The organism is Pseudomonas sp. Marseille-Q5115, assembly GCF_916618905.1.
Classification (GTDB): Bacteria; Pseudomonadota; Gammaproteobacteria; order Pseudomonadales; family Pseudomonadaceae; genus Aquipseudomonas; species Aquipseudomonas japonica_A.
Map to the genome: position 1 here is coordinate 2794035 of NZ_CAKAKI010000001.1, position 13751 is coordinate 2807785.

Annotated in this window: 11 protein-coding genes; 7 read left to right on the plus strand and 4 right to left on the minus strand. The window is 63.6% G+C overall.

Annotated features, from left to right (window positions below; genetic code table 11):
- Positions 1-9 precede the first annotated feature (9 nt).
- On the plus strand, positions 10-1161 hold the full coding sequence (locus LG385_RS12885) for an acyl-CoA dehydrogenase family protein (protein ID WP_225774609.1): 1152 nt from the start codon (positions 10-12) through the stop codon (positions 1159-1161).
- 112 nt (positions 1162-1273) lie between these two features.
- On the opposite strand, the gene LG385_RS12890 is transcribed toward LG385_RS12885, so the two are convergent.
- Positions 1274-4228 (minus strand): autotransporter domain-containing protein, encoded by a 2955-nt coding sequence (locus LG385_RS12890; protein ID WP_225774610.1) that lies wholly within the window; start codon positions 4226-4228, stop codon positions 1274-1276.
- Between the two features lie 323 nt (positions 4229-4551).
- Here LG385_RS12890 and LG385_RS25450 point away from each other — a divergent pair, with 323 nt between their 5' ends.
- On the plus strand, positions 4552-6549 hold the full coding sequence (locus LG385_RS25450) for a M10 family metallopeptidase C-terminal domain-containing protein (RefSeq protein ID WP_263974693.1): 1998 nt from the start codon (positions 4552-4554) through the stop codon (positions 6547-6549).
- Between the two features lie 43 nt (positions 6550-6592).
- Here the strand turns inward: LG385_RS25450 and LG385_RS12905 are convergent, their stop codons facing one another.
- The 3 genes from LG385_RS12905 to LG385_RS12915 all read right to left on the minus strand — a co-directional run bounded on the left by LG385_RS12905 (position 6593) and on the right by LG385_RS12915 (position 9006).
- On the minus strand, positions 6593-7429 hold the full coding sequence (locus tag LG385_RS12905) for an amidohydrolase family protein (protein WP_225774611.1): 837 nt from the start codon (positions 7427-7429) through the stop codon (positions 6593-6595).
- Between the two features lie 27 nt (positions 7430-7456).
- The gene (locus LG385_RS12910) at positions 7457-7879 is read right to left on the minus strand and encodes an RbsD/FucU family protein (RefSeq protein ID WP_225774612.1); all 423 of its coding nucleotides are present in this window, start codon (positions 7877-7879) and stop codon (positions 7457-7459) included.
- Positions 7880-8097: 218 nt separating this feature from the next.
- On the minus strand, positions 8098-9006 hold the full coding sequence (locus LG385_RS12915; protein ID WP_225774613.1) for a helix-turn-helix transcriptional regulator: 909 nt from the start codon (positions 9004-9006) through the stop codon (positions 8098-8100).
- Between the two features lie 472 nt (positions 9007-9478).
- On the opposite strand from LG385_RS12915, the gene LG385_RS12920 reads away from it, so the two are divergent.
- From LG385_RS12920 to LG385_RS12940, 5 genes are all read left to right on the plus strand, one after another.
- A complete protein-coding gene (locus LG385_RS12920) occupies positions 9479-10726 on the plus strand; it encodes an MFS transporter (protein WP_225776237.1) in 1248 nt (415 codons plus the stop codon).
- 159 nt (positions 10727-10885) lie between these two features.
- Entirely contained in the window at positions 10886-11575 is a 690-nt protein-coding gene (locus tag LG385_RS12925) for a fumarylacetoacetate hydrolase family protein (RefSeq protein ID WP_225774614.1), read from the plus strand.
- Positions 11576-11619: 44 nt separating this feature from the next.
- The gene (locus LG385_RS12930; protein ID WP_225774615.1) at positions 11620-12384 is read left to right on the plus strand and encodes an SDR family oxidoreductase; all 765 of its coding nucleotides are present in this window, start codon (positions 11620-11622) and stop codon (positions 12382-12384) included.
- 25 nt (positions 12385-12409) lie between these two features.
- Positions 12410-13366 (plus strand): 2-hydroxyacid dehydrogenase, encoded by a 957-nt coding sequence (locus LG385_RS12935; protein WP_225774616.1) that lies wholly within the window; start codon positions 12410-12412, stop codon positions 13364-13366.
- Positions 13367-13516: 150 nt separating this feature from the next.
- Positions 13517-13726: a DUF2945 domain-containing protein gene (locus LG385_RS12940; RefSeq protein ID WP_225774617.1), complete on the plus strand. Its 210-nt coding sequence runs from the start codon at positions 13517-13519 to the stop codon at positions 13724-13726.
- Positions 13727-13751 lie beyond the last annotated feature (25 nt).

A 13751-nucleotide genomic window follows, 5' to 3' on the forward strand; every position in this document is an offset into this window, starting at 1 on the left:
GAGTGACACATGCAAGACCTCGAGTTTACCGAAGAGCAGGTCATGTTCCGGGATATGGCCCGGCAGTTTGCCCAGGCGCAAATCGCGCCCCACGCCCAGGCCTGGGAAAAGGCGGGCTGGATCGACGACCAGGTCGTTGCGCAAATGGGCGAGCTGGGCTTGCTCGGCATGGTGGTTCCCGAGCAATGGGGCGGCAGCTACCTCGACTACGTGGCCTATGCGTTGGCCGTGGAAGAAATTTCCGCCGCCGACGGCGCTGTGGGCACCCTCATGAGCGTGCACAACTCGGTAGGGTGCGGGCCAATCCTCAAGTTCGGGACTGCCGCCCAACAGGATACCTGGATGCCACGGTTGGCCAGCGGGCAGGCGATTGGTTGCTTCTGCCTGACCGAGCCCCACGCCGGCTCCGAGGCCCACAACCTGCGCACCCGCGCCGAGCGCCAGGGTGACGAGTGGGTGCTCAACGGGGCCAAACAGTTCGTGACCAACGGCCGCCGGGCCGAGCTGGCCATCGTGTTCGCGGTTACCGACCCCGAGCTTGGCAAAAAGGGGCTGTCGGCGTTCCTGGTACCCACCTCCACGCCCGGGTTTATCGTGGACCGCAGCGAGCACAAGCTGGGGATCAAGGCCTCGGACACCTGCGCCATTACCCTCAGCGACTGCCGCATACCCGCCGAGAACCTGCTTGGGGAACGCGGCAAGGGGCTGAGCATCGCGTTGTCGAACCTGGAAGGCGGGCGGATCGGCATCGGCGCACAAGCGGTCGGTATCGCCCGGGCCGCGCTGGAAGCAGCACTGCGCTATGGCACGGAGCGGGTGCAGTTCGGCCAGCCCATCGTGGAGCACCAGAGCGTCGCCAACCTGCTGGCCGACATGCACACTCGGGTAAACGCCGCCCGGCTGCTGGTGCTGCATGCTGCCCGGCTGCGCTCGGCTGGGCTGCCCTGCCTGTCCGAAGCCTCCCAGGCCAAGCTGTTCGCCTCGGAAATGGCCGAATGGGTATGCTCCAAGGCGCTACAGATCCATGGCGGCTACGGCTATCTGGAAGACTACCCGGTGGAAAAATACTACCGCGATGCCCGCATCACCCAGATCTACGAGGGCTCCAGCGAAATCCAGCGGCTACTGATCGCCCGCGAACTGGTGCGAAACGGGGTGTGACTGCCGCGCCCCGCAGCGGGCCATCAGCCGTAGCAGCCTGGCTTGCCAGCGATTGACGCATCACTGCGGTAAAGCAGGTCGCTAGCACGCTACGCTGCTGCAGGCGCCCTATTCAAAACGGTGCATTCACCCGCAGCGAGGCACTGTGGTCGGTGTAATCGCTGCGGCTTTGAGCGTCGTAAGTGAGCGACACCTCGGTGCCGCCGCGCAGCGTGCTCACTACTCCTGCCCCGCCTCGCAACAGCCAGGGGCTGGGCTGTTCGCCGGTGATGGTGAAGCTGTCGTGGGGGGCGCCGGCAAAGGCGGCGGTGCGAGTGCCTGGATCATTGATCAGGTCGTAACCCATGCCCAGGTTCAACCGTAGCCGCGTTGCCGCGCCCATGTCCTGTTCCAGCCGGGCGTCGAAGCCTGCAATCAACTGCCCGGTGTCCCGTGCCGCCACGTTCAACAGCAGCGGTTGCAGGCCTGCCGGGCCCCGCTCTTGATATCGCCCCTCGTGCACATGGTTGTAATCCAGCCGCAGCGACGGCATCAGCCGCGTGCGCTCGCCGAGGTCGTAGCGCTGCGCCAGGCTGCTGCCCAGTGTCGCCACTGCGCTGTCATAGCGGGCATGTGCCGCGCCGGCCAACAGCTCCCGCTGCCCGTCCACCTGGAGGCTACCTGCGCCGCCGTATAGCATCCATTCCGTTCGGGCATCCAATGCATGGGCGCTGTAGCCGAGGAATTGCCACAGGTCGAGTTCGTTTTGTTGCGGCCCACCCGATACACCCCCGGCCGTACCGCCCCTGGCGTAAGCAAACGCTACCCCTACGCGGTGCGTGGCGGAAACCGGAGTGTCCAGGCCGATCACGCTGCCGCCGGCACTGTCGACGCCGCTGTCGCGGTTGCCGCTGTAACTGAACGGTTGGCTCCACAGCTCACTAGCGCCGCTGTCACCGACCCGGCTCAGGCCCAAGGCGCCGGCACTCATGCGCCCTTGCACCGCTTGGCCAATGGAGGCCAAGGCTGCCTGGCTGGTGCGCAACGCCGCATTGTCCATGGGCAGCGCCTGAGCCAGTGTGGCAGCCACCTGAGCATTGCTGCTGGCGCCCACGAAATAACCGGTCAGCGGGCTCGCAGCGCCTTTGGCCAATTGCCGGTCAACCACCGCCGCTGCGCCCGCCGCTCCACCCAACCCTGCATGGCGAACGGCACTGGCGACGCCGTCAGAGGCCTTGGGCGAAAGTGTAAGGTCCACCGTGTTGCCATCTTTCACCGCGCCGAAGTTGAACAAGGCTGAAGTGCTGGTCACATTAAAGGTGCCATCGGACACCAGCCGCCCGGCGCTGATCACGTCCGCCAGGCTGCTGACGGTAAAGGGGGTATTAGAGCTGTACAGGCCAACGTCCAAGCGGGCATTGCTGGGCAACGTCGCCGTGCCACTGACTTTCAGCTGGCCATAGCTTTGCGCACTGGCGACCCATGTCTGTAGTACGGCGGTACCGGCCTGGGTGTAATCACCGTCGATCCGCGCGGGGTTCAGCCCGGTGATCGGGGTGTTTACCGCCAACGTACCTCGGTTCACGAAGCGCTCTACCTCGAACACGCTGCCGCCTTCCATCATGTAAGCGGCGTTGCTGTAAAGGTACGCGCGGGTGCCCGGGGCATGCACGGGCGCGTCGAACCAGGTGATGTAGCGGCCGGCGATGGTCAGCGTATCCAGGCGGCTGTCGTCATCCACATAGAGGGCATAGTCAGCGCCGGACAGCGTGCCGTACGCCCACAGGGTTTGCACATGAGCACCCTCGCCTATCCGCAAGCCAATCGCCTCACCCGCCAACGCGCCGCGGTTTTCCAGCGTATCCACGGTGGTGGTTCCCAACAGGGCCATCGCGGTCTGGCCGCGTACGGTGCCGCTGTTCACCACCTTGCCACCAATGCGCACATTCTCCAGCCGAATGCCCTGGTCGTAGCCCAGGATGGTGCCGCTGTTGCGCAGGTCTGCGCCAATGTCACCGCCAGTGACGCGCAGCCCTACGCCCTGTTGCTCGTCCTCGGCCACATTACCAACGATGCGCCCGGTGTTTATCAGGCTGCCAATGATATGGCTGCTGTTAAGTCGCATGCCTGTGCGCCCCTGGATCAAACCCTGATTGCGCAGGTCACCCACAATTACCGCGCCTTGGTCGGCATTGAGCGCAGGGGCGAAGTGGCCGCCGTCCATGGTGCCGCGGTTGATCAAACTGCCGCCAATCATCCCGCCATACAACGACAGCCCGGCGTAGCCCGTCTGCCCGGTGGAAATGGTGCCGCGGTTGATGAAATCGCCCTTCACCAGCGTGTCGCTCAGTGACACATCGCCAGAATACGCATGCAGGGTGCCCGTGTTGGTGAAGCTCCCGAACACGCTATCGTTGATATTGATGTTGGAGCCCGACTCGATGGTGCCGCTGTTCACGAAGCCACCGTCGATCACGGTATTGCTCATGAAGAACGACGTGATACCGCTGGTGAACACGCCGCTGTTCACGAAGCTGCCCAGCACATGGCTGTTGGCGATTTCCGAGCCGCCGCTGCGGCTGGCGATGTTGCCGCTGTTGCGCACGTCGCCGTACACCAGCGTGCCTACCACCTGCAGGGGTGTGCTACCCGCCGTGATGCTGCCGCTGTTGATGATCGAGCCCGCCACCGAACTGCCTTCCACCACCAAACCACGGTAGCGGCCTTCGAGGCTGCTGCTGTTGCGCACATCGCCGGCCAGGTTGCTGTCGCGGATCAGCACAGCACCTTCGCTGGCGCCCAGCGCCTGGATAAGCCCCGTGTTGCTGAGCTGCCCCAGCACCGAGCGGTCGATGTTCACCACAAAGTCATCCAGGCCTTCGCTGCTCAGCGTGCCGGCGTTGAGGATGCGCGCCGTAGAGAAGTTCGCCCCCTGCATCGCCACGGCGGCGCCTTGCGCAACGGCGACGCTGCCCGTGGCGCTTACCACCAGGCTCTCGCCCGCGCTCAGCTGGCACCGGGCCGTGACTGGCCCTTCTACTACGGTCAGCCGGCGGGTGCACGTGTCCTCAGCTCGCGCTTCGGTCAAGGGGCTGCCTATGGCAACCATTACTGCAATGGCAAGCGCATGCCCACGTGAGCACGGGTGCAGGTTTGCAGAGGTATAGACGTACGAAGGGGCGGCCGACTGCCGAGGCTGACCAGGGTTGCAGCTGTCCATAGGGCACCCGGGTGTAGAGGCGTGTGAAGTGGGTATAGGCAGCGGCATGTGCCCTGTCAAAGCCGTGTATCGGCGTAGGTACACAAGCGACTGACCGGCGGTATTGGATCTCTTCTGGCTAATCGGCGATTCACGGCTAGGGTGATGTTTTCGCCGCCGCTTCGGCGCGCTCTGCTAACAAGGGAATGCCCATGGCCACTGTATCGACTTCCACGTATTCCACTCGAACGTCTCCCGGGATCGCCGTGATCGACGTTGCCGGTTTCGAGGAGGTAAACCAAAGTGTCAGCGTGCAGGCCGACGGCAAGATCCTCGTAGCCGGTTTCAGCTTTTACGGGGGCATCTTTGAAACCGATTACGATTATTCGATCGTGCGCCTGAACGCCGACGGCACGCTGGACACTACCTACGGCACCAATGGCCGCACGGTGATCAGCGCCGAGGTGTCCATCGACGAAGGCTACAGCCTGGCGGTGCAGGCAGACGGTTCGGTATTAGTGAGCAGCATTCACTTCGGGCCGACCAGCAGCGACTACGGGGTGATTCGCATCAAGGCCAACGGCGCGCTGGATACCACGTTCAACACCAACGCCGCCGCTAGCTTCCCCAGCGACACCGGCGATTCCAGCGCAACGGTGATGGCAAACGCCGACGGCTCGGTGCTGGTGACCACCTTGAACGAGGGCGACGTGAATGTGGTACGCCTGAATTCCAACGGCACACTGGACACCACCTTCGTTGACAACGGCGAATTCAGCTTCGCCGCCCCGTTCGACATCGGTGCCGATGGCGTGGAAGTGCGTGCGCTCGCCAATGGTCAATGGCTGCTGGCTGGCCTGAAATATGGCGGCGACTATCCCTACACCCTCGCCCGGGTGAACGCCGATGGCTCGCCAGACACCACCTTCGGCGACCAGGGCGTACTGACGCTCGATTCCGGCACGCTGACCGATCCCCGTGGCGGCGTTACCGTGCAGGCGGACGGCAAGCTCCTGTTGGCCAACAACGGCGAAGGTTACGACAGCTACACGATTGTGCGGCTCAACGCCGATGGCAGCTACGACACCACGTTCGGCACCGATGGCGTGGTCACTATCAGTACGTCTGACGGCTACGAATCGCCGCGGGCGATCACCGTGCAGGCAGACGGCAAGATCATCGTCGCTGGCGACAGCGGTGGCGATTACGGCGTGATCCGCCTGAACGCCAACGGCACGCTGGACACCCACTTCGCCAGCCCGGATGGCAAGCACCATGTGGACGGTTCACCGAACGCCGATGTGCTGCCGGGCTCGAGCGAGGGGGAAATCATCAAGGGGTTGGCGGGCGCGGACGTGCTGCAAGGCAATGGCGGCCGCGACCAGCTGAGTGGCGGCGCGGGGGCGGACGTGTTCCGCTTCGAGGCGATCAGCGACAGCTACCGCACAGCCAGCACCAATGTCAGCGACCGTATACTGGATTTCAATGCCAGCCAGGACCGCATCGACCTTACTACGCTGGGCTTCACGGGCATCGGCAATGGCCATGACGGCACCCTGGCCATCCAGGTGAACGCCGCCGGCACCCTCACCTACCTCAAAAGCTATGATGCGGACGCGGACGGCCAGCGCTTCGAGCTGACACTGGACGGCGACCTTTCCGGAAAATTGAATACCAGCAACCTGCTGTTCGAGCCGGCGCCAATCACCGGCACCGCAGGCGCGGATACGCTGATCGGTACCCCGGTGCAGGAAATTCTGCGAGGCCTGGCGGGTAACGACCGCCTGGACGGCGGGGCCGATGACGACGTACTGATCGGTGGCAGCGGGCGTGACCTGCTCACCGGCGGCAGCGGCAACGACACCTTCCTCTTTACCTGCGCCGATGACAGCTACCGCACAGCCAGCGCAAGCTCCACCGACGTGATCCAGGATTTCACCCGCTATCAGGACGTGATCGACGTATCGGCGCTGGGCTACACCGGCCTTGGAAACGGCACCAGCCACACGTTGAAAGTGACCTACAACGCCGAGCTCGACCGTACCTACCTTAAAGACTACGACGCCGACGCTTCGGGCCACCGCTTCGAAATTTCACTGGCGGGAGACTACCTGGTAGAGAATCGGCTGCGGCCGGAAAACTTCGTGTTTGCCGATGCGACCGAAGTAACTATCCTGGGCGTGGCGGCGCCGGAGCATGTGACGGTGTAACGTCGCCTGGTCGGGCGCAAGACAGCCGCGTAATACTAAAGCCTCATACGCCATAGAACCGCGCGGCGTTGCCTTCGAACAACTGGCTCATTTCTTCCGGCCCGAAGTGGCTGCCCAACAGCACCCGGGCCAGGTTATGCACCTCGGCGTAGCTGGCCGCCAGGGTGCACACCGGCCAGTCGCTGCCGAACATCAAGCGCTGCGGGCCGAAGGCGTTGGCTACCACGTCGATATAGGGCCGGAAATCTTCCAGCGCCCAGTCCGCCGAGGCTTCGGTGACCATGCCGGAGACTTTGCAGCACACGTTGGCCAGCCCCGCGACGGTTTGCATGTTGCTCGCCCAGCCTGCAAAGGCCGGGTCTGTAGGCCCCGCCCCGATCGCGGGTTTCGACACATGATCGATCACCGCCCGCAGCCCCGGGGTTTGCTGCAGTGCTTCGATCACATAGGGCAAATGGCGACTGAACGTGAGCAGGTCGAACCCCAGCCCGGCCACGGCGATCCGCTTGAGGTTGGCCAGCACCTGCGGGCGAAGAATCCAGGCGTCGTCGTCCAGCTCCTGCAGCATGGGGCGCAAGCCCACCAGCAACGGGTTACTCCGATAGCGGGCCAGTTTCTCGGGAAAATCCGCCGCTTCCAGGTCCAGCCAGCCCACCACCCCGGCAATGAAGTCCGTCTCTGCGGCGAGCGCCAGGAGGAAGTCGGTTTCGGCCTCTGTCTGCGCCGCCTGCACGACCACCGTGCGGCTGACCCCTGCGCGGCGCATTTCGCCGCGCAGGTCGTCTGGCAGGAAGTCCCGCAGCAAAGGCGCCACCTGTGTCCCCATCCAGCTGTAGTCCCCACGGTCCATTTTCCAGAAGTGCTGATGACAATCGAGCATGGTGCCTCCGAGGTGCTGATCTGACGATCAGGCGCGAATGACGCCCTTCTTGAGAATAATGTTGCCGTACAGCCGGCGCTCGCCGGTGGACACCACGGCGTAAGCCAGCTTGGCGCGATCATAGAATTCGAAGCGGTCGATCGGCTCAAGCGTCAGGGCACGGCCTTCGCTGTCATGGATAAGCGTGGTGAATTCGCTGTAAATCGCTGGCTGCCCATCGGGGCACGCCATGACCGCGGCCGGTTGTTCAACGAAATCATCCAGCGGCAGTAGTGACAGCACCGCCTGCAGCACCGAGGTTGCCGTGTGCCCCGGCAATTGAACCAGGCGCTGCGCAACCGCAGCGGCGGGGAAGTTGGCGTCGCCCAGCACCAACTCATCGCCGTGGCCCATGTCCGCGAGAATTTGCAGTAATTGGCCAGTAAGCAGTGGATCGATGGTTTTCAGCATGAATCTGTCCTTGTTGTTTTTGAAAACAGTGCATTACGTCGAAACTAGTACAAATGGCGCGCAGCCGTTCGGTTTTTTAGACGATAGCGGTGAGCGCGTCGCCGTAGTTGAATGTGTGCCGCCGAACGCACGGGCTGGTCGCCAATTCATTCTGTAGCAGCGTGGCTTGCCCGCGACCGGTACACCGCCGAACATCCGGGCGAGAACCCTGTTGCTCTCTACACCCCCGCATCCCGCCGCCGAAATTGCCCCGGCGGCAGGCCGTGGGCCTGGCGGAAGCGGCGGGAGAAGTAGGCTTCGTCGGCGAAGCCGCAGAGGGTCGCGATTTCCCCCACCGGGCGGGTACTGTTGAGCAGCAGGTTGCGGGCCAGGTGCATGCGCCGCTCGAGCACCAGTTCGCTGAAGGTCTTGCCGGTTTCCTTGCGCAGCCAGTGGGTGAGGTAGTTGGGCGAGAGGTACGTGGCGGCTGCCACGGTTTTCAGGTCCAGGTCGGGGTCGGCCAGGTGCTTGCGTACATAGTCGGTCATGCGTGCCAGCGCATCGCGACGGCTGCGTTGGGCCGTATTGCCGGCGGCCAGGGCCGTGAGGGGCTGGGCGTAACGGCGACACACAATGCCGATCAGTTGCAGCAGGCAGCCCTTGAGCTGCTCGCGGGTGCCGAATTCCCGGTTGCCGTCGAGCTGGCGCATCTGGTCGAGCAGGGCGAGCACCTGGGCCAGCGGCTCGCCTTCAAGCACGAAATCCACCTGGGCCTGGAACCGGAACGGCGTGAGCTCCGGCGCTTGCTGGATCGATACGTCTTCCAGGTCCAGCGGTGAGCATTGCAAATGCGGCAGTAAGAAATTCTGATCGAAATTGATTAACACGAACCGCCCGCCCTTCGGCGGCGGAATCAAATGAACCCGGTGGGGCAGGATGAACGCCACGGCATGCTGCGGGAATGGCCGTTCCACATTGCTGACGTAGTGCACCGTGTCTGCGCCCAGGTTGATCTGAATCTGGAAATATTCATGACGGTGCGCTGTCGCTTCGGCGTTCTCGGCGGTTTTCTCGCGAATATAAAAATCCGGCCGCTCGCTGCGCTGTTGCATACCGAACGTAGGCACGCGGGTAGAAGGTGGCGGCATCGTTACTCCTGTTCTGCGACCTTAAAAGAAGCGGCCTGCCCCAACATGTAGGACAACTTCAATTTCTGGCGGTGACATCACTGCGAAGGGGTTTACCGCCAAGTCCAAAAAACGCCAGCGCGCCGCACGTTATGGAACCGCTCTGCCGCAGGCATCTTATCGCGCCATCCCCTACGACGCCGACAAATCGCACCGGCCGGATTTCTTGCACTTATTTATCAACCTGCACCAACGGGCCTGTTTTTAATCCCTACCGGCGTTGACCAGGCCGAGTTGTACGATAACCTGAAACCTGCACCACTAACATCTATCAACAATAATTAGAAGGTGTTCGCCCATGCTCAATACACCGCGCGGCGCTGCATTCGCCCCTCCTTCCGGTCCCGACAGCGCGACCGCCGCTACCGGCGCCGCCACGTCGGCACGCTCGGCCAGCCGAGCTGGCGCCCTGCCCACCCGCAGGCGATGGTTCATGCTCAGCCTGCTGCTGATCGCCACCATCATCAACTACGTAGACCGGGTAAACATCTCCATTGCCGCGCCGTTCATGGCCAAGGACCTGGGCCTGGACAAAATCCAGATGGGGCTGATTTTCTCGGCCTTCGCCTGGACCTACGCCTTCGCGCTGGTGCCGGCTGGTTTTATTGCCGACCGCTTCGGCTCGCGCGTCACCTATGGGGCCTCACTGATCACCTGGTCGGCCGCTACTGTATGCCAGGGCCTGGTGGGCGGCTTTGCTTCGCTGTTCGGCCTGCGCCTGGCCGTGGGGGCAATGGAGGCGCCGGCATTCCCGGCCAACAGCCGCGCGGTGACGGTGTGGTTCCCGGCCCGTGAACGTGGCATGGCCAGCAGCATCTACGTGTGCGGCCAGTACCTGGGCACCGCGCTGTTCACCGGCGCCCTGTTGTGGATCGCCACCACCTACGATTGGCGTCATGTGTTCTACAGCACGGGCATCGTGGGCATTGTGTTCGGTGTGGTGTGGCTGTTCGTGTACCGCGACCCGCTTAACTGCAAGAAGGTGAGCAAGGAAGAACTGCAATACATCGAGGACGGCGGTGGCCTGGTGAAAAGCAGCCAGCAGCGTACGCGGTTCAACTGGCGCCAGGTCACCGAACTGTTCCGCTATCGCCAGGTGTGGGCTATCTGCATTGGCAAGTTCGCCAGCACTTCGGCGCTGTACTTCTTCCTCACCTGGTTCCCCACCTACCTGATGGAAGAGCGCCAGATGAGCACCATCAAGGTGGGGATCTTCGCCGTGCTGCCGTTCATTGGCGCCACGGTGGGCATTCTGCTGGCGGGGATCATTTCCGACCTGCTGATCCGCCGCGGCCACTCGCTGTCGTTCGCTCGCAAGCTGCCGCTGGTGGTGGGCTCCGCGCTGGGGATGTCCATTGTGCTGGTCAACTTCACCGACTCCAATGTGGTGTGTATCGCGGTGCTGACCTGTGCGTTCTTCGCTCAAGGTATTGCGTCGTCCTCCTGGGCGGCGGTGTCGGAAGTGGCGCCCAAGGAGCTGATCGGGCTCACCGGTGGGGTCACCAGCCTGGCCGCGAACATCGGCGGTATTGTCACGCCTATCGTGATTGGCGCCATCGTGCAAACCACCCACCAGTTCGCCTATGCCTTCTGGTTCATCGGTGCGGTGGCCGCCATCGGGACGCTGTCGTATTCCTTCCTGCTGGGACGCCTGCACCGCATCGAGTTGCAAGCCAGGTAACTGCGCATCCACCCTTGGGGCCGCCAGCGCGCGGCCTCCTTTTTACCCCCGCACGCATTGCCCGGTTTCGTCCACTCGCAACGCCGCTTTGTCCAACTTTCGCTTACTCCGCCGCCGTAGGATGGGCCCTGCCCAACCGCGATTACAAGGAACAACACCATGGCTGGACTGGCTTTCGAGGCACCGCCTGTGACCACGCTGCCGGTTCGCGACAGCGAACTGCGGTTTCCCGTGGCCCGGGTATTCTGCCTGGGGCGCAACTATTCCTGGGATGGGGTACCCGGTGCATCGAGGGAGAAACCGCTGTACTTCATGAAGCCCGCCAGCGCCGTGATCGACGCCACGGGTGAAATCCCTTACCCGCCCCTCACCGAGGAGTTCTGCCACGAAATCGAACTGGTAGTCGCCATTGGCAAGGGGGGCTCGAACATCGACCCGGCACAGGCGCTGGAGCACGTGTGGGGCTATGCCGCCGGGCTGGACCTCACCCGCCGCGACCTGCAAATGGCCGCCAAGGCCGTGGGCCAGCCTTGGGAAGCCGCCAAGGCATTCGACGGCGCTGCCCCGATAACGGCTTTAATGCCAGCCCAGCGCATCGGCCATCCGCAGGCGGGGGCGATCTGGCTAAGCGTGAACGGCCAGGAGCGCCAGCGCTCGGACCTTTCGCGGCAGATCTGGCCCGTGGCGGATGTGATCAGTCAGCTGTCGGCCTACATTACCTTGCAGCCGGGTGACTTGATCATGACCGGCACCCCGCCCGGGGTCGCGGCCTTGCAACCGGGGGATGTGGTCAATGCCGTCATCGACGGGATCGGTTCCCTTGAAATGCGCGTTGGCCCGCGCCCCTGACCTGATTTGTCACAGCCTGTTTTCCCACACAAGGAGCACCCACAATGACAACCAACGCCCCTGTGAAAGTCGCCCTGGTGACCGGTGCCGGCAGCGGTATCGGCCGCTCCGTCGCGCTGGGCCTGCTGGCGGACGGCTTTGCCGTAGTACTGGCCGGCCGCCGCCCTGAACCTTTGCAGGCACTGGTCACCGAAGCCGAGGCCCAGGGCCAGCAGGCGCTGGCAGTGCCGACCGATGTACGCGACCCGGCCAGCGTCGACGCGCTGTTCGCCACCATTGAAGAGGTGTACGGCCGGCTGGATGTGGCGTTTAACAACGCCGGCATCAACGCACCGGCCGTGCCGGTGGATGAGCTGGACGTGTCGCACTGGCTCAACGTGATCAATACCAACGTGACCGGCGTGTTCCTGTGCGCCCGCGCCGCCTTCGGGCTGATGCGCCGGCAGCAACCGCAGGGTGGCCGGATCATCAATAACGGTTCCATTTCCGCGCATACGCCCCGCCCCTTCACCGCGCCTTATACCGCCAGCAAACACGCCGTGCTGGGGCTGACCAAGGCGCTGGCCCTGGATGGCCGCGACTACAACATCGCCTGCAGCCAGATCGACATCGGCAACGCCCTTACCGAACTGTCGGTTCGCATGACCAAGGGTGTGCGCCAGGCCAACGGCCAGATCGCCGTGGAACCCATGGTGGACGTGAGCCATGTGGCCGACGCGGTCCGCTATATCGCCGCGCTGCCCCTGAGCGCCAACGTGCTGAACATGACCGTGATGGCCACCAACATGCCCTTCGTGGGCCGCGGCTGAGCCAGCCGCTTGAGGAGAACACCCGATGAAACCTGAAGTGCTGCAACTGAGCGCCATCCTGATTCCCGAAATCCTCGAAGAGCTGAACGCCCACTACACCGTTCACCGCTATTACGAACAGGCGGACAAAGCTGAATTCCTGCGCGAGCACGGCGCGAACATCCGTGGCGTGGTCACCGGCGGCCATACCGGGATTTCCCGTGAAGTAATGGAGCAACTGCCGAAGCTTGAAGTGATCGCGGTGAATGGGGTTGGCACCGATGCGGTGGACCTGGCCTATGCCCGGGACCGTGGCATTCATGTGACCGCCACCGTGGGCGCCTTGACTGAAGACGTGGCGGATTTGGCCATCGGCCTGCTGATCGCTGCCTGCCGCGGGCTGTGCACGGGTGACCGCTATGTGCGCGCCGGCCTGTGGAAACCCACCGCCACACCGCTGGCCCCGCTGCCCTTGGCACGGCAATTCAGCGGCATGCGCGTAGGCATTGTGGGCCTGGGCCGGGTAGGCCGTGCGGTGGCCACGCGCGCAAGCGCCTTCGGTTGCCCCATCCGCTATACCGACCTGAAGGCAATGGACGATGTGCCCTACACCTTCGTACCCAACCTGATCGAACTGGCCAGGGAGAGCGACGCGCTGATCGTCGCCGCGGCGGCCGATAACGCTCAGGGCATCATCAATGCCGCCGTGCTGGACGCGCTGGGCAAGGGCGGTTACCTGATAAACATCGCCCGGGGCAAGCTGGTGAACGAACCCGACCTGGTGGCGGCACTGGTGGAGGGCCGTATCGCCGGTGCCGGGCTGGACGTGTTTGTGGATGAGCCCGAAGTGCCGCCCGCGTTGTTCGGGCAGGAAAACGTGGTGCTGCAACCTCACCGCGCCAGCGCTACGGTGCAAACCCGAACCCGCATGGGGCGGATGGTGCTGGCCAGCCTGGCCGCCACCTTCGCCGGGCAACTGCCCTCGGCGCGGGTAACGGGCTAGGCCGGCTTGCTCCTGCACGTTCAGTTCTGCGCCTGGCCGCCGTCCACGAACAGCTCGGCGCCGTTCAGGCCGTGCCGGATTTTCAGGGAATTCTCCTTACGCCCTCGCATCCATAGGTAACGGGCACAGCACACACCTGGAGGGCGATCGATGAGCACACACTTCAAGGCAGGCGATAACGTGGCGTGGAACTCCCAGGCCGGAGAAACCCATGGCAAGGTCACCAAGGTGCATGTGAAAGACGTGGAGTTCATGGGCAAGCACCGCCCGGCGTCGAAGGACAATCCGCAATACGAAGTGAAGAGCGACAAGACCGGCCACAGTGCGATGCACCACGGGGATGCCTTGCGCAAGCTATAGGCGCTACTGGAAACCGACCGCACCT